The organism is Paenibacillus solani (assembly GCF_050475945.1).
GTDB classification, from domain to species: domain Bacteria; phylum Bacillota; class Bacilli; order Paenibacillales; family Paenibacillaceae; genus Paenibacillus_AQ; species Paenibacillus_AQ solani_A.
The window spans coordinates 1,110,778-1,130,866 of sequence record NZ_JBCMXJ010000005.1; the positions used below are offsets into that span (position 1 = coordinate 1,110,778).

27 protein-coding genes are annotated in these 20,089 nt (G+C 36.2%); 2 read left to right on the forward strand and 25 right to left on the reverse strand.

What is annotated here, in order from left to right; all coding sequences use genetic code 11:
• Nucleotides 1-29 precede the first annotated feature (29 nt).
• The 12 genes from ABEQ74_RS07120 to ABEQ74_RS07175 form a co-directional block, all read right to left on the reverse strand.
• A complete protein-coding gene (locus tag ABEQ74_RS07120) occupies nucleotides 30-665 on the reverse strand; it encodes a DUF3885 domain-containing protein (protein ID WP_430120818.1) in 636 nt (211 codons plus the stop codon).
• A 29-nt stretch (nucleotides 666-694) separates the two neighbouring features.
• Nucleotides 695-1,060 carry a hypothetical protein gene (locus tag ABEQ74_RS07125; protein ID WP_430120820.1) on the reverse strand — a complete coding sequence of 122 codons (366 nt, stop codon included), beginning with the start codon at nucleotides 1,058-1,060 and terminating at the stop codon, nucleotides 695-697.
• Between the two features lie 334 nt (nucleotides 1,061-1,394).
• A complete protein-coding gene (locus tag ABEQ74_RS07130; RefSeq protein WP_430120822.1) occupies nucleotides 1,395-2,891 on the reverse strand; it encodes a serine hydrolase domain-containing protein in 1,497 nt (498 codons plus the stop codon).
• 412 nt (nucleotides 2,892-3,303) lie between these two features.
• On the reverse strand, nucleotides 3,304-3,642 hold the full coding sequence (locus ABEQ74_RS07135; RefSeq protein WP_430120961.1) for a hypothetical protein: 339 nt from the start codon (nucleotides 3,640-3,642) through the stop codon (nucleotides 3,304-3,306).
• Nucleotides 3,643-3,878: 236 nt separating this feature from the next.
• Nucleotides 3,879-4,430 (reverse strand): GNAT family N-acetyltransferase, encoded by a 552-nt coding sequence (locus tag ABEQ74_RS07140; RefSeq protein ID WP_430120824.1) that lies wholly within the window; start codon nucleotides 4,428-4,430, stop codon nucleotides 3,879-3,881.
• A gap of 199 nt (nucleotides 4,431-4,629) precedes the next feature.
• Nucleotides 4,630-5,172, reverse strand: coding sequence for a hypothetical protein (locus tag ABEQ74_RS07145; protein WP_430120826.1), 543 nt, complete (start codon nucleotides 5,170-5,172; stop codon nucleotides 4,630-4,632).
• A gap of 223 nt (nucleotides 5,173-5,395) precedes the next feature.
• Nucleotides 5,396-6,187 (reverse strand): sugar phosphate isomerase/epimerase family protein, encoded by a 792-nt coding sequence (locus ABEQ74_RS07150; RefSeq protein WP_430120828.1) that lies wholly within the window; start codon nucleotides 6,185-6,187, stop codon nucleotides 5,396-5,398.
• Between the two features lie 440 nt (nucleotides 6,188-6,627).
• Complete coding sequence (locus ABEQ74_RS07155) at nucleotides 6,628-7,245, reverse strand: hypothetical protein (RefSeq protein ID WP_430120830.1); 618 nt, start codon at nucleotides 7,243-7,245, stop codon at nucleotides 6,628-6,630.
• A gap of 395 nt (nucleotides 7,246-7,640) precedes the next feature.
• The gene (locus ABEQ74_RS07160; RefSeq protein WP_430120832.1) at nucleotides 7,641-8,756 is read right to left on the reverse strand and encodes an aminopeptidase; all 1,116 of its coding nucleotides are present in this window, start codon (nucleotides 8,754-8,756) and stop codon (nucleotides 7,641-7,643) included.
• 317 nt (nucleotides 8,757-9,073) lie between these two features.
• Nucleotides 9,074-9,502, reverse strand: coding sequence for a hypothetical protein (locus ABEQ74_RS07165; RefSeq protein ID WP_430120834.1), 429 nt, complete (start codon nucleotides 9,500-9,502; stop codon nucleotides 9,074-9,076).
• 46 nt (nucleotides 9,503-9,548) lie between these two features.
• Nucleotides 9,549-9,803, reverse strand: a complete 255-nt coding sequence (locus ABEQ74_RS07170) for a hypothetical protein (RefSeq protein WP_430120836.1) — start codon at nucleotides 9,801-9,803, stop codon at nucleotides 9,549-9,551.
• 256 nt (nucleotides 9,804-10,059) lie between these two features.
• Entirely contained in the window at nucleotides 10,060-10,365 is a 306-nt protein-coding gene (locus tag ABEQ74_RS07175) for a hypothetical protein (RefSeq protein ID WP_430120838.1), read from the reverse strand.
• Nucleotides 10,366-10,756: 391 nt separating this feature from the next.
• Here ABEQ74_RS07175 and ABEQ74_RS07180 point away from each other — a divergent pair, with 391 nt between their 5' ends.
• The gene (locus ABEQ74_RS07180; protein WP_269474728.1) at nucleotides 10,757-10,840 is read left to right on the forward strand and encodes a putative holin-like toxin; all 84 of its coding nucleotides are present in this window, start codon (nucleotides 10,757-10,759) and stop codon (nucleotides 10,838-10,840) included.
• A 395-nt stretch (nucleotides 10,841-11,235) separates the two neighbouring features.
• Here ABEQ74_RS07180 and ABEQ74_RS07185 read toward each other — a convergent pair whose 3' ends face one another.
• The 9 genes from ABEQ74_RS07185 to ABEQ74_RS07225 form a co-directional block, all read right to left on the reverse strand.
• On the reverse strand, nucleotides 11,236-12,048 hold the full coding sequence (locus ABEQ74_RS07185; protein ID WP_430120840.1) for a DUF2785 domain-containing protein: 813 nt from the start codon (nucleotides 12,046-12,048) through the stop codon (nucleotides 11,236-11,238).
• Between the two features lie 208 nt (nucleotides 12,049-12,256).
• Entirely contained in the window at nucleotides 12,257-12,757 is a 501-nt protein-coding gene (locus tag ABEQ74_RS07190; protein WP_430120842.1) for an NUDIX domain-containing protein, read from the reverse strand.
• Nucleotides 12,758-12,966: 209 nt separating this feature from the next.
• Entirely contained in the window at nucleotides 12,967-13,131 is a 165-nt protein-coding gene (locus ABEQ74_RS07195; RefSeq protein WP_430120844.1) for a pyridoxine 5'-phosphate oxidase C-terminal domain-containing protein, read from the reverse strand.
• Nucleotides 13,132-13,173: 42 nt separating this feature from the next.
• Complete coding sequence (locus ABEQ74_RS07200; RefSeq protein ID WP_430120846.1) at nucleotides 13,174-13,623, reverse strand: pyridoxamine 5'-phosphate oxidase family protein; 450 nt, start codon at nucleotides 13,621-13,623, stop codon at nucleotides 13,174-13,176.
• Between the two features lie 297 nt (nucleotides 13,624-13,920).
• A complete protein-coding gene (locus tag ABEQ74_RS07205) occupies nucleotides 13,921-14,430 on the reverse strand; it encodes an N-acetyltransferase family protein (protein ID WP_430120848.1) in 510 nt (169 codons plus the stop codon).
• Nucleotides 14,431-14,646: 216 nt separating this feature from the next.
• The gene (locus ABEQ74_RS07210) at nucleotides 14,647-15,153 is read right to left on the reverse strand and encodes an HIT family protein (RefSeq protein WP_430120850.1); all 507 of its coding nucleotides are present in this window, start codon (nucleotides 15,151-15,153) and stop codon (nucleotides 14,647-14,649) included.
• Nucleotides 15,128-15,298 (reverse strand): hypothetical protein, encoded by a 171-nt coding sequence (locus ABEQ74_RS07215; protein ID WP_430120852.1) that lies wholly within the window; start codon nucleotides 15,296-15,298, stop codon nucleotides 15,128-15,130. The genes ABEQ74_RS07210 and ABEQ74_RS07215 overlap by 26 nt, the downstream gene beginning before the upstream one ends.
• Nucleotides 15,299-15,377: 79 nt before the next feature.
• Complete coding sequence (locus tag ABEQ74_RS07220; RefSeq protein WP_430120854.1) at nucleotides 15,378-16,031, reverse strand: MBL fold metallo-hydrolase; 654 nt, start codon at nucleotides 16,029-16,031, stop codon at nucleotides 15,378-15,380.
• A gap of 176 nt (nucleotides 16,032-16,207) precedes the next feature.
• Nucleotides 16,208-16,432 carry a helix-turn-helix domain-containing protein gene (locus ABEQ74_RS07225; RefSeq protein ID WP_430120856.1) on the reverse strand — a complete coding sequence of 75 codons (225 nt, stop codon included), beginning with the start codon at nucleotides 16,430-16,432 and terminating at the stop codon, nucleotides 16,208-16,210.
• Between the two features lie 149 nt (nucleotides 16,433-16,581).
• Between ABEQ74_RS07225 and ABEQ74_RS07230 the strand changes: the two genes are divergently transcribed.
• Complete coding sequence (locus ABEQ74_RS07230) at nucleotides 16,582-16,869, forward strand: DUF6809 family protein (protein ID WP_430120858.1); 288 nt, start codon at nucleotides 16,582-16,584, stop codon at nucleotides 16,867-16,869.
• Nucleotides 16,870-16,961: 92 nt separating this feature from the next.
• Here ABEQ74_RS07230 and ABEQ74_RS07235 read toward each other — a convergent pair whose 3' ends face one another.
• The 4 genes from ABEQ74_RS07235 to ABEQ74_RS07250 form a co-directional block, all read right to left on the reverse strand.
• Complete coding sequence (locus tag ABEQ74_RS07235; RefSeq protein WP_430120860.1) at nucleotides 16,962-17,141, reverse strand: hypothetical protein; 180 nt, start codon at nucleotides 17,139-17,141, stop codon at nucleotides 16,962-16,964.
• Between the two features lie 660 nt (nucleotides 17,142-17,801).
• Nucleotides 17,802-17,927: a hypothetical protein gene (locus ABEQ74_RS07240; RefSeq protein ID WP_430120862.1), complete on the reverse strand. Its 126-nt coding sequence runs from the start codon at nucleotides 17,925-17,927 to the stop codon at nucleotides 17,802-17,804.
• Between the two features lie 223 nt (nucleotides 17,928-18,150).
• The gene (locus ABEQ74_RS07245) at nucleotides 18,151-18,738 is read right to left on the reverse strand and encodes a hypothetical protein (RefSeq protein WP_430120864.1); all 588 of its coding nucleotides are present in this window, start codon (nucleotides 18,736-18,738) and stop codon (nucleotides 18,151-18,153) included.
• A gap of 194 nt (nucleotides 18,739-18,932) precedes the next feature.
• The gene (locus tag ABEQ74_RS07250) at nucleotides 18,933-19,331 is read right to left on the reverse strand and encodes a DUF4259 domain-containing protein (RefSeq protein ID WP_430120866.1); all 399 of its coding nucleotides are present in this window, start codon (nucleotides 19,329-19,331) and stop codon (nucleotides 18,933-18,935) included.
• Nucleotides 19,332-20,089 lie beyond the last annotated feature (758 nt).

The window sequence follows — 20,089 nt, forward strand, 5'->3', positions numbered from 1 at the left end:
TATGCTTGTGGCTGACCCCATTGAGTAATCTATAAAAAAACTGCATTTATTCTTTCTCTATCATAATCCAATATCCAATCATTATATTTTTCAAATAATTGTTTAATAGAGTTACTCGATATTGAAATAACATCACACCCACGATCATCATTAATATGAAAAATAGTTCCAGTCGTTATATTGATAAAATAAACCCTCTGATATACTCTCGGCTTTAAACCAACCTCGTGGTTACAAATAGATTTAATTAATTGAACATGTCTCACTTCATATGCCTTGCATCTAACCCAATATCTATATGTGTTGTCCTTTGGATCCTCATCTTCTTCTGCAAAAATATTCGGAATTATGTCTAAATTCAATTCCTTTAAGACAGTCTTGTTTTTGATATACTGCTTATACAAATTCAGTTTTTTAACTTTTCGCTTTGGCACATTTGAAAAGTGAGCCATAGTCACTACATATAACTCATCATCATTATTATGAAGAGCTTTATATATTTCTAATGCTCTAATGTAAACTTGACGCATATATTTATCTTTTTCAGCCCAATCAATGGAGGGGTCTCCTAATTCAAACCTTATTCCAGTATCCCAGTTATAAAATAGTGGGGGACAAAGAACCAAATCATTAAAATGATTTTTCATGTAGTCCTTAATATGCATTTGATCTTTTCTCCGTTCTAAAGGAATTTTCAGCCATTGCATTGTTCATCAATTGCTTGGATAGCTAATTCCAATGATTTAATTCTTCTTTGTAAAAGTGTCCTTTGAGGACTACCTGCTTTTGCCTTATCATAACTGGATTTAATCGATGGATATAATCCTGCAAGAACATTTCGAGCAACTGCTATTTCTTCCTCGTTGTATTGATGCGGTTTTTGATTCCAAACGTTTTCTAGTATGGCTAGGCCAACGTATAGAGCTTTAAGTCTTTTCGTTATTAATGTGATATTTGCTCCTTTCTGTGTCATCTGAGCATGGGCATTTTCTAACTTACTGATTGTAGATTGGAATGATTTTATAGATTCTAATTTTTCTAAATCAGAGATATATTCCATTTCAAGGCCGTCCTCTCTTGGTTTGTATTTGAAGTCGCTCGAAATGTTTACTCTTAACTTTTCGCTGATATCTCATAACTTTTGGCATTCCTGACGTTCAAACAGCTTAAGTGACCGTAGGAAACTAGTCGTCAGACTTAGCTGGTTGAATATATCACTTGAATAAACTCCTTTTTTGGAAATCCTTCTTAGCGATCAAGGGCGAATGCCCGCTGTAGGAATGCTTTGTTATCGGATGTCAGCGCCTTCGTCGAAATACACCTAATCTTCTTTAAAGATTTGAGAAATCAAGATCAGACAAACAATGTGATTTTCACATTTTACCTCTATTTTTTTATAAACTGCTTCTAATAATTCCGATTTTTTTTATATTAATTATTAGCGTTAAAATACAATTGATAGAAGTAACCCCCATCCATAAAAATATTGAATACGACATCCACACCCTTATCATCAAATAATTATTGTTTAATAGATAAGGCAAGGCCATTACCAATACCAATAACATAATGCTTAAGATTAATGCGATACGGCTTCCTGTCATTTTTCTGAACCTTGTCTTTTCATCTTTAATATTTAGTTGTATTCCTCTAACGAGTTTAATTGCTTGGACACATAAGATAAAAACGGCTATTATTACTAAGAATGAAAATACTAAATCAATTAATAGATACACGTCTTCATAATTAAATTTATTCATATGATTTCCATTCATATTCTCATAAATATTATTAGCAATTAGCGATGGTGCAGTTGAATTCAAGTTAGCCAGAACAAAAATGGCTTGCTGCTTTTCTAAATCAATAAGAACCTGTGAGGAGTAATTAGGATTTGATCCATTATGACTAACAACTCTATTGTTCCTATCTATACTCCATCCGAATGAATAGTATTGATTTTCACCTTCGTATCCCGCCGTTTTGATGTCGACTTGATGAGATTGTTGTATCGCATTCAATAAATTATCTGGTATATCGCCTATCCCCATTTGGGCATTAATCCAGCGTTCTAAATCTTTTGAATTCGTTACCAAATATCCTGCAGCGATATTCCCATAATATCTAGGGGCATCATATTCTAAGCTTCTTCCAAAAAACACACGATATCCTTTGGTAAGTTTATCAGATTCCTTTTCCTGACCTGTTGAAAAATAACTATCAGTCATTCCTAAAGGAACCAGTATGTTTTCAGTCATGTAATCCTGATAACGTTTGCCTGTAACTTTTTCAATAATCATCGCTAAAATATCATAATTAACTGTAGCATAATTATATGCAGTCCCAGGATACGTATCTAATGCAATGTCTGACATATTATTTATCGTTTTTTCAAGCATATCCTCCGTGGTACCTTCAGGAATTAACCGAATACTCCACGGTGGAATTCCACTTGTATGAGCTAACAACTGATGAATCGTAATATTAACTTTCTCACCCTTAATCGTTGGCTCAAACGATGGAATATAATCTGTAACAGAATCTGAAAGAGATAAGTAGCCCTCATTTTCTAATAAAATAACGCCCAAAGCCGTAAAAGCCTTTGTAGTCGATCCCAACTCAAATAATGACTCTTCAGTTACCCTCTTCTTATTTTTAACATCTGCATATCCGTAATTCTTATATTCTGTCTTGCCCTGCTCTGATACTACCGTAGCCACCCCTGGAGTCGCTGATTTGGCCATTATGATTTCCACCATATTATCCGTATTATCATAATTCCCTGTCCTTACCAAACTCCCAAGTTCATCCCAACACGCTATAATAGTAATGATTGTGATAAGTAGGATGACACATATTGTTGATGTGCCTGTTTTACTTAGTATTTTCTTCATTGTGGTTCTCCCAATTGTAAGTCTTCTAAAACTGATCCGTATCTTCACATAGTCCTTGTGATATTTATATAAGTTTTCTATATCTAATTCCTTATGTATATCTGCCCAAGAACTAAGCTTTCTGGCTCTCCTCCGCATTCCTCTAACCTTATTATGTATAGATGTCAACTTCAAAGTACTTACCACCTTACGAGAATTTCACCTAACATTCCCGTATTCACGAACCCTTACTGGCTTAAGGGGCGCTAGCCCCGGGTCCGACGGACTTAGTCAGTGCAGGGTTATCTGCTGATTTCACTTCTTCGAAAAGCCTCTGCAGACCAAGGGCCGTATGGCCCGCAGTGTGAATACTATGTTATATGAATTCAGTGTCTTCTACGACTCTACTAGTAAATGCCATCATGCTTTCGATTTAAAGTTCTTTTAACCATTTTTCTAATGTATCTCTTATTTTTAATCTGTCTTTTGATCTCATAGACTTTATTTCATTCCATTGTTCATCAACTACTACTAATTTGTATTTTCCATTTGAAGTGCATTCTGGATACCAACCTAGATCAATTATTATTTTTCCTTCTTCGGGTACTACCCAATTACCATTTACAACAACCATTTTATGAATTTGAAGTATATCCTCTGTGAAGTAAAAACTATTACTTATTCGCTTTTTATTTACTTCATCTATTATTGGATCTATGTTATGAAAATTATTATAAGTTATCGCATACCCCGCGGGTATTTTTAGGGGCATTAAGCTCAATTTTGTCACTCCTTCTTTTACGGTTCTTTTTAGTATTACACTGATTTCATATAACGTTGTTGTGCTCCTGACGTCGATTCCCTTTAGATAGCTCTTATCTTAGGGGAATCGATGTGTCTGCCTAAATTTGCTTGCTGAGATTCCTCTGGCAGACCGAGCGGCGGACGCCGCAAAGCAGGAACACGTTGTTATATGATGCTGATGCCTTCTTAGAATTACTTACGAGATTATTGCTTATTTAATTCTTCATATTCTCTTTGCAATATGCTCATATTAATCGTATCTGAATATCGTCCATTAACAAAATTCTTCTCTCTTAATCTTCCCTCTTCTTTAAATCCACACTTTAAATAGCATCTATAAGCTCTTTCATTAAAATCATGTACTTCCAGCTGTAATCGGTTTAAATTTAATCTGTTAAACACAAAATCCTGTAGTATTTTTATTGCTTCAGTACCATATCCATTGCCAAGATACTCTTTAATTCCAATCACTATTCCAAGCTCAGTTGATCTATTCTTCCAGTCAATTCTAAACAAATCAATTTGTCCAATGTACTCCTCAGTATCTTTGTGTGCAATTACAAATCCTTTTTGATCTGTTTTCCCTTCAAGTATTGAATTTAAATATTGTTCTGTTCCATTTACTGTATGAGGAAACAAGAAAATATCCGATAGATTATCAACGATTTCTGGATCATTACACCATTGTCTCATAAACTTTAAATCTTCCTTGCAATACTCTCTTAAAATTATTCGATCACCAATAAGTCGTGGCATGGAGACACATCCTTTAAAATCTTTATTATCATTGCATCAGTTTAATATAACGTTCATGTATCTACGAACCGGAGAGGCTTAAGGGAGCGTATGCGACCGGGTCCAACGGACTTAGCCTCGCAGGGTTGTGAGTTGAATTCTCTTCTATGCCTAGGACTTCTCGCGAACCAAGGGTGAAACCCGCAGCGTAGATACGGTGTTATATGGAGTCTGCGCCGTCCTCGAGTTTACTTCCATTACTCATTATCCAATTTACAAGTTTATTAATTAACTCCGTTGAATCCCCGTCCATTTTATATTCCTTTTTATGACAGATAATGATCCCCAATTCACGAATATCAACAGAGTAGTTATTACTTTCCCCATCATCTCCCCTATAAAAGACTGTCATGAAAATCACATCACCACTCCCACCTTGAAAAGTATTTAATTTTCTGGTGTATGTAATCTCATCCATTAGTTGAATTAACTCATTAAAGTGAATACCTTGATCTTTGGATAACAAGTAATTAGTAAACTTGCTATTTGAAATATAAGTAACATGAATCCTCTCAATATTTTCTGTCTGTTGTAATACATTTTGAATTTTTAATGGATAAGTGAAATAGAGACTTAATCCTAGTACAGACAACAATACAAGTACAATGATCAGAATTCGTGGTAGTTTAAAAAATCTTACCTGTATTTCCAGTATTAGCATCTCCTCTTCTGCACTGATTTCATATAACGTTGTTGTATTCACGAAACGCCCCAACCTTAGATAGCTCTTATCATAGGTTGGGGCGTTTGTTGTCTGAGCTTCCTTCCACGATTATACATCTGGCAACTAAGGGGCGATAGCCTCTAAGCGTGAATAGGATGTTATGTGATGTCATTGCCATCATGAATAACTAACAATTAGTTTATTATCTCTACTATGATCTTGTTCTTTTCTATTAAAATTCCTTATCAATTGCTTTACTATTCTATTCTTCAAACCTTAGTTTTAATGTTTCCAACCTTTTTGCTCGCTCAAACGCTTTATGTAAGTACTCATTAACCGATAAATCCTTATAGTCCCAATTCATGGCCTCTATTGCAGTCGCACCTGAATAATCTGTTCCCGCAATTCCTTTCATGATTGTAGACCAATCAAGCGTGCCGTCAAAGGGTAACCCGTGTTGGGCATAACTTCCGTTATTATCATGTAAATGTAGTGCCATCAGCCGAGAACCGTACATAGATAATAAATCATCTTTTGGATAATGGCGGTAGTGATGTCCGGAGTCATAACAGAACCCGATACGGGGGGAATCCACATGATCCAGCACATATGCCAAATTGGAAAGGTTCCATAAATTCTCCACTGCAACATTGACACCAAGCTGTTCAGCTTTTTCAGTGATTCTCTTAATTCTATCCAGTCCCAATGTGTTACATGGATTATCCTCGTTAGGCAAGTGTAACACCATTGTCGGAATCCCGAATTCGGCGCAGTCTGCAATACATTGCAAATAGCAATCAGTTACGATTTCACCGTCCAGATTGTCAAGCCAGAGGTTGTTTTCACTTTGGACTGGTGCGTGGATATTTTCTATAAAAAGACCCGCTTCTCGCGCAATTTGCGGCCCTTTGCGGTAATCGTTCTGGCCAAAGCAGTCACGCCCAAAGCCATCGCTCCACCATAATAAAACCCCATCAAATCCAGCTTCTTTTATCAACTGAAAACGTTCCTTATTCGGCAATTGATAGCCAAACCAATCATAAATAGTAAACATAAGCCGCTTCCTTTCCAGCTTTTTCTATCCCTAAGAATGAACGCACCTTCAACTATCAAACTCTCTTTATGTATATTTTTTGAATCTCGTATATTCACTGCTCTACAATTATCAACAAAATTATCCAACCCATATTTAATTTATTCCATTACTTTTTGATAACTCCTGCATCATAAGATTTACCGCTCCCACGAGCTACGATTATGGGACTTAAACGAACTACCTAGAATTTCCTTGAAAATATCTCATGCAGTGATGTCACATAACGTTCCCGTATTCACGACGTCCCACCGACTTAAGGCTGCGACAGCAGCTGGCCGCGATGCGGTTAGTCGGTGCGGATGTGTCCGCTGAATATACTTCCCTGCCGATCACTTCTTGCGGACCGAGGAGCCGTCAGGCTCGATGCGTGAATATAATGTTATCTGATGTACGGTTCATCATTGATCAGCTTTCAAAGGTATTGTTACTTCACATGCATAATCCTTTGGAAGTTCATCTTTTGTGCCCTTTACTTTCCAATACTCTTTCCAATAACTCCACCATCTAGAAACTAATTCTTCTATATCATTTAATTCAAGATCTCCATTCTGATTAATTATTCTAAGTTCTTGTGCGATAATGATGAATCCAACCTCACCAGCTAAGAAAGCAAGACTAACATTAGAATTATCATTATCGATCATCAGTAATGGATCTTGTCCAAATGTTGTCTCAACATGAGTATCTGATTTCAATAATTCTTTAATATAATTCGAATTGTTAAATTTGAACTCTCCATAGTTTATTGAAAAAGATTCTAATTGGTCCTCTCTAAATAAATCAGTCCAATTATTCGGTAAATTAGAAGTAACGCTTTTTAGAAAACTAATAGAGACAGGATTACCAAATCTCAAAGCAACTTGACCTGACGGTGGGCTGCTTGAATTGATAGGTGGTGACCAAATATGAGTCCCTCCAAATTCGATTTGAAATACCTCTGGTAATTTTTCTGCCCACCAAGACCAGTAACCTACATCTGAAATTGCCTCTTCAAAAACTTCCAGTTTATCATTCATAAAAAATACTCCTTAATATTCAAGCGGCTTAAGGCACGTAAGACCGGATCGTGAGACTTAACCGGTTGGATGTGTCGCCTGAGTCTGCTTCATTGATACTTCCCTTGGCGACCGACGAGTGTCAGCGACGATGCTGGAATGCATTGTTAGACGAGGTTATTGTCTCCTTTGAATTGGTAACAAATCCGAATCCTTTAGTCTTTTTTGATTAACTTTTCGTTTCATACTGAAATAACTATGGATGCCTTCACTAAATATCTGATTTTGTGAAGATAGGGCTAGTTCTCCATCTCTTTTTATATTTAGCCCGAATAAGAGAAATGGATTCTATGGGTCTTTTTATATTATTGGAGGGATCTTCTATATAAAAATGTATAAATATGAAGTCGATATTATCACTTTAAGTTTTCAGGGTTTAATCCTTTTAAAGTATTAGGAATAAACATCCCATCTTTGCGGATTAATATATCATCAAACCATATCTCTCCCCCGCCGTACTCAGGCCTTTGGATATTAACAATATCCCAGTGTAACTCAGACCAATTATCATTTCCTGGTGAACTAACCGGAACACATCCAGGAGTAAAATGAAAGCTTCCCCATACTTTTTCATCAAATAAAGTATCCTTCATCACATGCTCAATATATGGATTAAGACCAATTCCAAATTCACCAAAATATCTCGAACCCTGATCCGTATTCAATAATTTATTAATTCTTTCTGAATCATTTCCGGTAGCATGTATAATTACACCGTCTTTTATTTCGAAACGAATGTTCTCGTAAGTGAAGCCCTCTTTTAAAGAAGGTGTATTATACGTGATAATTCCGTTTACGGAATCTTTAACTGGCATCGTATAAACTTCACCATCTGGAAGGTTCATAATTCCTGCATCTTTAATACAAGGCATGCCTTTAATCGAAAATGTTAGTTCCGTTCCTTCTCCTATAATTCTAACTTTGTCTGTTTGCTCCATTAACTCAATTAGATTATCCATAGCTTTACCCATTTTTGAATAGTCCAGATTACACACATTAAAATATAAATCCTCAAAATCCTCTGTTGACATGTTCGCCTGCTGTGCCATGGCATGATTCGGGTAACGAAGAATACACCATTTTGTATTGTTGTATCGTCTTCCATTAATTGGTTGAGAGTAGTGCTTCCTGTACAACGCCATTTTTTCAGGAGATACACCACTTAATTCACTCATATTCTCCCCAGCTCTAATAAGTATATAGGCTTGCATATCGTTTACTCGATTTAGATCGTAAGATGCCATTGCTATTAATTGTTCCTTAGTACAATCAATCAAAATCTCTCTTAATAACTCATGATTATTTATTAATAGAAATGGGACTCCACCTACGAGATAAGACTGCCTTACCAATTCTTTGGCCAAGGGGATTTCCAATCCATCAACCTCAATTAATATTTTTTCTCCTCGTTGCAGCTTCACTGAATATTGAATAAGTTTTTTAGCGAGTTGTTCAATTCTTGGATCTTTCATCGTTAGTCTCCTTCAGTGCTTCATTATTTGTTGTTCATATTATTGATGAAAGCATTTGGATTCTTGTAGATATTTATCAAACAATAATTTCGTCTAACATTGTTGTATTCGCGACGTCCCACCGACTTAAGGCGACGAAGTCGCCGGGCGCGATGCGCTTAGTCGGTGCGGATGTGTCGGGCTGAATCTGCTTCCTCGTATACTGAAATGCCTCATCGAATCAACATCAGACTGCTGCCGGACCGAGGGCCGAATGTCCCGAAGCGTGAATATGTTGTTATGTGATGTCACCGACTTCTATGATCTATCCTCAACAATCATTTAAAGCTCACCTTAAGATCTTTTGAAAAATCGTAAAAGTCTATTGTATTTTGTAATTTAATAGCTACTTCAGGATACATAGGATTCATTTTCTTAAAAATTTCATGTAACTGTGTGTCTGTTTTCTTTTGTGAATTTTTCCATGCTGTAGGCCAGTTTGGACAGTATGTTTTATAGGTTCCTAAGCCCTTAATAGGTGCGTTATATTCAACTAATAAATTGCTAAAAGTATCTCTTAGAAATATATTTTTTGCACTTGGAGTTTGTATGACTCCAATCCAATTTGATATTTCATACCAAGCAGCTACTTCATCAATTGCCGGACCAACAAATATATTATCTTTGCTTATGAATTTACCAACGCTTGTTGCCCCTCTAATACCTAAACCAAAATCTAAGCCTTTTGTAATTAACAATGCTGACAAAACGGCGTGGAAATCCAATAAATCCGAAAATCCAATGCTTCCTTCACTAAAGGTAAGTAATTATTGCAATTGTGTCAGAAATACTTCTAATCTCCGGCTTTATCTTTTTAAATCTCTTTGCTTTTTCTTGTTTAAATTTATCTTCACTGGTTATTTCACTTGCTCTTTCATCTACTAGATTTATTAGGTTACTTAATTCAAATAGAGCATTCGAATTTCTTTTCCATATCCCTTTCCAACCTAAGACATCTACCAAAGTAATGACCCCGTCTTGCATTTCTGAGTTTTTAATTTCTTCCATGATGATCCCCCAATAGAATATGATTTCGGTGGTTTCACATAACGTTCTTGTAGCTACGATCCCAAGAGGCTTAAAGGAGCGCCAGCGACTGGGTCTAACTGACTTAGCCTCGTAGGGTTGTCTGCCGAAATCGCTATCCCGATTCACATCTAGCAGACCAAGGCCATATGGCCCGAAGCGTAGATACTTTGTTATCGGATGTTATTGCCATCTCCGAATTTTACCTGCGTCATTCTATTTCTATTCCGGTATATAGTTATAGTTCTTTTAGGGATAATTCTTCAATGATTTCACTGCTATCCGAAACTCTAATTATTTGTTTTTCATTATATGGTTTCCATCCCTTACTAATTGTGTGTTCGATTAATATTGCACGCACACTTGGCTTATATAGATTTATGCAATACGTATCCTTCCAATTAAAAATGATTTCTACAAACGATGACTTATATTTACCAGAATATGCTCGAAATACTACATCATATTTTCTTTCGTCTACTACACAAAAAAATAACATGCTTTTAACTTTCATTGGTATTGTTTTCTTTCTAAATACTTTCATTTTTCACCTCATTCTTGAGGACTTTAACTCTCTCTCTATTCTATTAATACAGATAATTTCCGATAACGTTCACTGTATCTATGACGCGACCCGGCCTTAGATAGCTCTTATCTTAGGTCGGGTCGCGTGTTGTCTGAATTCACTTCTATGAGTTTCTTCTGACAACCAAGGGGCGAATGCCCCGTAGCATAGATGCATTGTTAAGTGATGTTCCTGACTTCTCTGTATTTACATTCTCATATACGGTTAGATATAAATATTGTTTTCTATTTATTCTAGTTATTTATAGCATTTTAATGGCATTTCATTATCTTTAATATGTTATAATTTTCTAGTACAATATACGGCTATAAGGGCGGTCGGCTAATCTCCCAGAAGGGAGGTGATGCCCATGGAGGTCAAAGATGCACTTACCTTAATGTTCATGTTCGGCATGTTCATTCTGGCATTGCTTACCTACATGAAAAAGAAATAGACCGCCCTGCCTAAGGAAACGGTCTATTCTGCGACCTAACTAGTGTGGCCGACTGCTCTTTATGCAGTTATTGTACTTTGGAGTCGTGTTAGCGCACGGCTCCTTACTTATTCTTACCTCAGTATAACTCATTTTATAACGCTTTTATAGGTTTTGTTGATTATTTTTATTTATATAAGGTCTGTAATGCAGTAATTCCACTTAACGTTCTTGTATTCACGAACCCGAGAGGCTTAAGGCAGCAACGCTGCCGGATCGCAGACTTAGCCTCGCAGGGTTATTCGCCTGTGTTCACTTCCTGGCACTGTCCCCTTCGGGCGAATCAAGGAGTATAAGCGACGCGGCGTGAATACGGTGTTATCGGATCTTCGGGACTTCTTCGATTTAGCTAGATTTTAGATTTGTTTTAATGTTTTTACTATTTCATTTGTTATAACCTCAAACCCACTAACATCCAGTAATTTAAAATAGACACTACGCAAAAGATTTTTTGTATTTCCTCTTTTTATATCATCTTGAGGATATATGTCTAATCTTTTAAAGCGACCAAGTTGTTGAACCCAATTAAGTAAAATATCTTTCTTTAGAATATTACGCTTTACAATTTGAATGACTACTTCTGCCATCCTTTCATCTTCACCGTTTATATAGTAATAGTTATTAACACAACCCTTTTCTCCTATCATCTCTAAAATAAACAATAAATGATCACGAGAATAATAGGACGCAGCCGCTATCGAATCTAAAGCATCAGCTGCATGTGCAATCGAATGTGCCCATCCCTTATCTAATATATATCCTCTAAAATCCTTCTCACGTTCAAAATACAAGGTTACTCTCGAGTATATATATTCATAATCAGATTCAGTTAAATAATTGAAGATATCGTTATAATGTAAAGCAAGTGGTATGAACAGGACTGAAAAGGAACGTGTAAATACTGTATCTTGATCAAAATCACCTATTCCATGGAATAAATGATCATCATCCAAAGTCACATATAACAATTGTCTTACTAAATCTATACTTAGTTCTTGATCCATTATCCATCTACATAAAGTTCCATAAATGAGCTTATCTCTTAATTCATCATCAATCGACCCGATGTGTAGAATCATTTCTTGGACTAGTTGATTCATGTCTGTTTCCTTAGGTGTTTTAAAATTATTATTTTGTACATCTCTTAGAAGATCTTTTATTTTGTTCATATACTTCTCCTTCTTATAAATTTCACCCGAATTTCAGATAACGTTGTACTATTCGCGACGTCCATTCTCCTTAGATAGCTCTTATCTTAGGGGAATGGATGTATCTGCCTGAATCCTCTTCCTCGAAAATAATTCTGGCAGATCCAGGGCCGTATGGCCCGCAGCGCGAATATTGTGTTATCTGATGGATGTGTCTTCTTCGAATATGCTAAAAAATCTTTGGATCTTTAAGTTCTGACCATTGTATTTCTGGGCTCTCTTCATTATTTATTGTAATTGTTCCTATGATTATTTCGTTTTTGTTAGGGTTCTCCAAAAAGTGTTTCACCATGAAGCTTACGATCTTAGATAATCTCAACTCTAAAATCTTATCTTTATCAATCCAATGTAGTTCTCCTTCTTCTGAATTTATATAGTTGGTTCTCTTGGTTTTTCCAAAATATACAAATTGTTGTCTTATTTCTTCATCTTTGATTCGTAATAATATGTACCTTAATTTTAATTCTTCAATCTCTTCCTCTTGTATTCCGGATTCCTCAAAGATTTCTCGAATACAAGCCCTCTTCGGAAAATTCAACTCATCTGGTTCTAAATGTCCACCAAGCCCTGTCCAGAACTCTGTTTCTGTGATTCTACTTGAGTCTTTCTTCATCAATAGTACTTTATTTTCATTAAACAGAAAGGCAGTAGACATTTGCCTTACTTCCATTTCTCATCATTCCTTATCTTTAATAATCCTTTGCACATCTTTCAGATAACGTTTTGGTGTTTACGACGCGACCCAGCCTTAGATAGCTCCTATCTTGTCTGAGCTTTTTCCTTGATTATACATCTGACAACCGAGGGACGTGAGCACCGATGCGTGAACACATTGTTATAGGATGTCGGCGCCTTCATCGAATTACTTTCAAACGATTCTTATGGCCAGAGTATGTTTTTAGTCCACCTGTCACAATCTAATTTATACTGTAATCTTGTGTGTTTTCTATCCTCATTCGCTTGCCAAAACTCAACTTCTCTAGCAGTCACTTGATATAAGGGTCCAAGAAGATGAGACAAGTTCAGGATTCTTAATAAGTTCATTTAGTTTTTCTTGTAAATTATCTTCTAATTCTGATGGGTTCACTAATATTTGGCTTGTCTTTCAATTAATGCTATTGCCTTTGCAACAGTACCTCGTTTCATAAAATCTAATGTGCTTAGTTTTTTACCCATCTCCATCGCTTTCCCACGAATTCGTATTTGTCGACCAACTTTCGACCAATAAAAACATAATGAAACATTGGGATTATTTCGAAGCTGTTCTCCTTTTTTGCTATTGGAACTTGTAGCAAAGTACCAACCATCTTCATCAATATCTTTTAATATGAGGACACGTGAATCAGGAAAACCATGTTTATCTACTGATGATAGCGTCATGGATTGCGGCTCATGAACATCGTTATCTAGTGCAGATTGAAACCATTCCTCGAATAGATACTGAGGGATATCAGGGGCTTTTTCTAAATCGAATGATGTAAATGGGCCACAAAGAGTCTTGCTATTCTTAATTTCATATCTTATTTGTTCATTCAACACACTGTCCACCTCTTCTAGAAATGATTCTGTCAGATGAATAATTACTCTAATGTTGCGTTATTGTTTATTGATCGATAACAAACTTTTTCCTTTTTATCGCGCTGATTTCCTATAACGTCTCTCGTATTCACGACGCCCATTACCCTTAGATAGCTCTTATCTTAGGGGAAGGGGTGTGTCCGCCTGAACTAACTTCCCCGAATTCTCTCCGCGGCGGACCGAGGGCCTAAATAGCCAGATGCGTGAATACGTTGTTATAAGATTTCCATACCTTCGAAGCAATACCATCAAGTTTTAATCGTTCAATTTTTTTGTGAAATAGAGAACAATATCATCGTCTATAACAACTCTATCCCCGTACTTAACATAGTGTTGTCCGTTATGTATCCCTTTCCCGTCTGGAACATATCCACGCTTTACGTATAACACTTGAGCATTACCATAATCAGAAAATACTCCTACTCCGATTCCAGAAACTGATGATCTTTCACTTATTATTTCTTCGGCTCGATCCATTAATTTAGAACCAATACCTAATCTCCGATATTTTAATAGAACATTAAAATCACTAACTTCTGGGATAGCATTGTCCCTGAATGCAGGATAAAAAGATTTCCAAATTACGTTCACATACCCAGCAAATAGCCCATCAACTTCTGCTATCAATGTGACTCTTTCCCCATTATTTTGTTCAGAAATATATCCCTCATAAAGAGATACTGGTTTATTCCAACCTTGTTCTTTAAAAGAATTTGAGATAATCAAAGGATCATTTTCAGTTATCTCTCGGATTGATATGTTCATATTGATCTCTCTTTTCTTTATGATAGTTTTTATTTTTCGCGGGGATTTCTTATAACGTTTCTTGTATTCACGAACCCGAGAGGCTTAAGTGACCGAAGGGAACGGGGCGAAGCCTTAGCCTCGCAGGAGTTGTCCTGCTGAATTCACCCTCGGCTTTTCTACATCGGTCCGGACCAAGGGCGATTGCCAGTAGCGTGAATACGTTGTTAGATGGAGTTACCTTGAGCTACTCACAAAATCCCTCATGCCCTCTCTTAACATGCTAACCCCTTCTTCTACACTTTTCATATTCTCATCGTCATTCATATTATTCCTTGCATGTAATAATGCCGGTCTTAATGATTCTACTGAATTTCCAAATTGGTACATCCATTCATATCTAGGAACCATCCATAAATGAAAGTGATGTGTTGTATCTTCATTATAAAAATAATAGACCTTTTCAATTCCCAATCGTTTTCTTTGTTCACTTCTGAGCTTATGAATTAACGAAATAAATTCTAATCGCTCTTCATCTGTTAATTCATCCATGCAGTAAAAATGTCTCTTTGAAGCCAAAATAACTAACCCTTTGATTGGGTAAGCAACATCCTGATGGACATGAAAGTTGCTTGATTCAAAAATTACTCCACCTGGTGGAGTAATCAAACCACTTGTCAATGCGCAGCTTATACATTCAACTTCTACTGTTCTTCCATCACCCAATGTAATTTGTCTTGGCATTATGCACCTCATAGTTTTTGATAAGAACTTGCATCGTAATTTCATCTAACGTTTCCGTATCGACAAACCCGTGAGGCTTAAGGCGCAAATGCGCCGGGTCCGACAGACTTAGCCTCGCAGGGTTGTCTGCTGAGACTGCTTTCATAAATTGCCTCATGCAGACCAAGGGACGATCGGACCGCAGCGTAGATACTATGTTAACTGATGTAACCGACTTCTTCGAATCACTCTACTAATGATTCTAGTTGTTTTTCTATTTTTTCAATTACATCCTTTTTTAATACAATATTATGGCCTGATATCCATGTTTCCATATCTAAATTTTTGTATGTATTTATTGTTTCTCTATAGTGTTTTTTATCACAATACAGAGCTGGAATGATTTCCTCCATTGTATCTCCAATATTATCTCCTACATTAATTACTTTTTCTTCTTCATCCACCACACTTATAGAATCTATTGTATGTCCTGGTGTATAAATCAATCTTATTTTATCTTCTGGAAAGAATAGCTCCTTTTCAAACATCAAATTGGGAAGGCATTTCTTCACTTCTCCCATGCTGAATTTGGAATATTTATTTACCACCGTGTCCCATTCTTTTTCAATAATGTCTCTACAAAGTTGATGAGAGATGATTAAGCAATCTTTAAATCTATTGTTTCCAAAAACATGATCCCAATGATGGTGAGTATTAATAATAATTAAGGGCTTAGTGATTTGGTTTATGTAATCTACAGCAGGTTGCACAAAATCGGAACCTAGACCAGTATCAATTAAATAAGTATTCTTAGCTCCCAAGATTAAATGAATATTCAAATCAAAAAATTGATTACTGCAAAATAAAACGTGTTTATTACTAATTTGTTTAATGTTCATCGTTTGTCATCCTTTCGGTTATTTCAGTTAACGTTCCTGTATTCAAGACGTCCGACGAATGTCGGATGTGTCTGCTGGAATACCTTCTCGAAATCCTTCCCGCAGACCAAGGCTCTGTTAGGAGCCGCTGCTTGAATTATGTTATACGACGGAATCTCTTCTCGAATATACCTCCTCTATACATCTTCTCCAGGTATATATTCAATCAGATCAGATAATTTGCAGTTGAATGTATCGCATAGCTTGAATAAGGTTTCTAATTTTGTTGTTTCTATATTGGTTTCCCTGTATAACTTGTTGATCGAATTCCGACTTAATCCTGATTTCGCCATCAATTCGGTTATATCATCTATTCGATGTTCTGCCATAAGTTCTCTTATATTACACTTAATAAATGTCATTTCTTCCCCTCCATAATTCTATCTTATCCCCCACACCAGCAATCATCAACGAAAAGCGAAGTATTAACTCTATAAAGTCAAATATTCACCTTGTAATTAACTTCATAAGGTTATATAATAACTCTATAGAGTTAACGAGGAGGATACATATGGTTAATACATTAGAATCATTAGCAGAACCACTCATAAGAATACGGTTAGAATTACTTTACACTGAACTTTCAAAATATCATACCGAATACAATCATCTTTCTTCAGAAATAGATCAATATTTCAAAACAATTCGTGAAGCTTTACCCGATCAATTTCAACATACGGTTTTTCTTTATGAAGACGCCCAAATTTCTCTCCAGTCCATCATGGAAAGAAGTATCTACATACAAGGCTTCAAAGATGCTCTTCAACTCTTTAGTGAGTTACAAAATAATAGTTTTTAATAAATGCACGGTCTTTTTGTAAAATAGGATATATGTTTGAAGACCTGAAACTTACAAAACACATTCTTTAAAAACAATGACTACCCTAAAACTCATCGAAGGGCAGTCATTGTTTTACCGTTTTTAGTTCTTGCAACCATTTTTATTACAAGTAACACTTCACCAGAGCTTACCCAATGATCCGAATGTTCATTGGTATTCGTCCCACATCCAGTAGTTCCACCTTTACTTCCGCTGTGCACAACATTTGTTGGAATATGTTTAACCGCCATAAAAATTCACCTCCATTATCATAATGTGATTTCAAATATACTCTAGCACCCCTCCAAAAAGAGAACAAGAGTTCTTTTTTGTGTTTTTCTATTTGTTGATTCTGTCGCATAACGTTCCCGTATTCACGACGTCCCACCGACTTATGCCCCGCCAGGGGCAGCCGCGATACGGTTAGTCGGTGCGGATGTGTCCGGCTGAATTCGCTTCCTTACTGCTGAAATTCCTCACCGATTCCACTTCTAACTTCCGCCGGACCGAGGGCCGAATGGCCCGATGCGTGAATATTGTGTTATGCGATGCCTCGGACTTCTTCGAGATACATTCCATATTACTGTCTATTTAAATGCACTTTAAATATCTTTAATGCAGGTTCTTCTTCTGATTTATCATCGATTCCTTCAATAGGTATCCCATTATGAAATGGTGAGTTTATGAAATCGTTTATGATATCCAGTGGATCCTCTACAAATTGCAATTTGCAGTTGAACGGTAACTTCTCATTAGTATCAGAGATTAAATTGAATCTCAACTGACTTGCTATCCAATCAAACCATAAATAAAAATACATCCCTCTGTTTGAACTTGAATCATTAATTTGTTTTTGCCTTTGACTGATTATTTTATTTATAAATTTATTGAACTCTTCCATTGTGACTTTCTCAGATAATCGATATTCTCCAACTATTTACTTCAATTTCTCTCTGAAGATCTGTTGCTGATGTTCCAATAAAAATCTTGTCTGTTATTATTTCTTCAAGATCTTTAAAATATTGATCCTTATTCATTGCTTATCACCCTTTGTTTAGTATTCCCGAGGTTTCGCATAACGTTCTTGTATCTACGAACCCGAGGGGGTTAAAGGAGCGCAAGCGACTGGGTCCTACGGACTTAGCCTCGCAGGGTTGTCTGCTGAAATCGCTTCCCCAAATCACATCTTGCAGACCAAGGGCTGAACGGCCCGCAGCGTAGATACTATGTTATGTGATGGATCGTGCCTTCAAAGCTACGCTATCTATTTACATATGTCTTAACAAAATCGTTGTAATATTTCCATGATTCTTTTTCGTCTGAGAAGACTATATCCAACATAACCTTCAGCATTAAAACTGGCCCGGACAGTACAGAATTCTCATCGACATGTTCAATCTCTATATCTGGATCAATCGCTAATTCAAAATTTAATATCCACCACTTATCAATCTTTTCAAAGAAATTAATCAGGTCTGAAAACAATTTATAATATTCTTCTTCATTAATCCCTTGTGAAATTATATCAGCCATTTCGTGAGTTAGCTTGTTTCGATAGTTCTTAAGTTTGTTAAATATCTCTATATCCTTCTCGGAGATTGTTTCCATTTCTTCAAACCAGTCTAGTGAAGCATATAGAGGACTCTTATTCCTTGATAGAACTTTGATTTGGTAGTTTTCATTTATTATCCATCCTTCTGAGTCAAGATCATCACAAAACAGTGTTTTCGGATGGTCAATTATTCTATCTTTTAATAGCTCAAATGCAGTAATAAACATTGAAGTTTTTATTAGATTCCCTTTAAGAGTTTGGGGATTCAAAAAATTCTCCCAATAGTTACTCTTCATTGTATCCCCCTTCAAAATTGATTTGCACAATCTTTCACATAACGTTCCTGTATTCATGAACCCCGAAGGGGTTGTCTGCTGAAATTTCCTCTTCGAAATCCACCCCGCAGCCCAAAGGCTCCAACGGAGCCGCTGCCTGAATATTATGTTATGTGATGTTCCCTCTTCTCGAATAGCTATCAATTTCTTTACAATCAATTTTCTAAGTCATTTATTGTATTTAACCAGAACGGATATTCTTCTGATTCTTCACATAGCTCTTTTAGTTCTGAATCTTTCTTAATTTTCTTAAGTACTCCTTTAGCTTTTGAAATGAGCTTTTTTCCTTTACCTTTATGTGTATTGATCCAGTCATATAGATCTTCAGTATTACTTTTATTATTCAATATCTCTTTCCCAGGACTACCTTGTAATGCTGCAAGGATCTCAATTGCCCCTAGAGCATTTGAAGCTAAATCTGACTCAATATAATCTTCTTCTAATACTTCTTCAATCGTCTCTTCAATTAATTCGATGTCATCAGAATCAAGTAAATCTGCCTTCCAATCTAATACATCATCGTTCTCAAAAATTCCAGTTCCCCATGCTCCCATCAATTAACCTCCAAAAAGTGTCATTATGTTTTAAAGCTCTTAGGGAATTTCACATAACGTCTTTGTATTCACGAATCCTCACTGGCTTAAGTGACCGGAGGGAACGGCCGCGACGCGGTTAGGCAGTGCAAGGTTGTCCGGCTGAATTTGCTTCTCTGCTACTGAATAGACTTCTTTGAAACCTCTTCTTCCTGCTTCGGCCGGACCAAGGAGCGATAGAGACGCAGCGTGAATACGGTGTTATATGATGGGGACAACTTCTTCGATATCACTTCAAATTCTTGTTTTATCAATATTTTTATTTACTTCTTAAATCTCTTTTATGCTTTTTGATAATCTTTATTATTAAATCTATTACAAACCCTAATACGATCCAAAACAATAAATGAAAAAAGTATATTAATGGTTGAAAGAATTTGGTTGTATCTGGATTTGTGTTAATATCTGTTAGCCAATCAACTAATAGCAAGTTAATAGGGTTAGTAAGGAAAATTAAAAGGTTCTTATCATCATTTCCAGAGAAATTAAAGAAACAAATCAATAAAGAAAGTAAACAAAACCAGAATGCGAATCTTTTCATTATTGAAATCATCACAGCATTCTCCTCACTTATATTTAATGAACTGTCCCTTTCATATAACGTTTCGTATTCACGAACCCGAGAACCTTAAGGCTCCAGGGGAGCCGGCCACGACTGCGGTTAGGTTCGCAGGGTTGTCCGCCTGATTCTGCTTCGATGTCAAAAGCTCCTTAGCGGA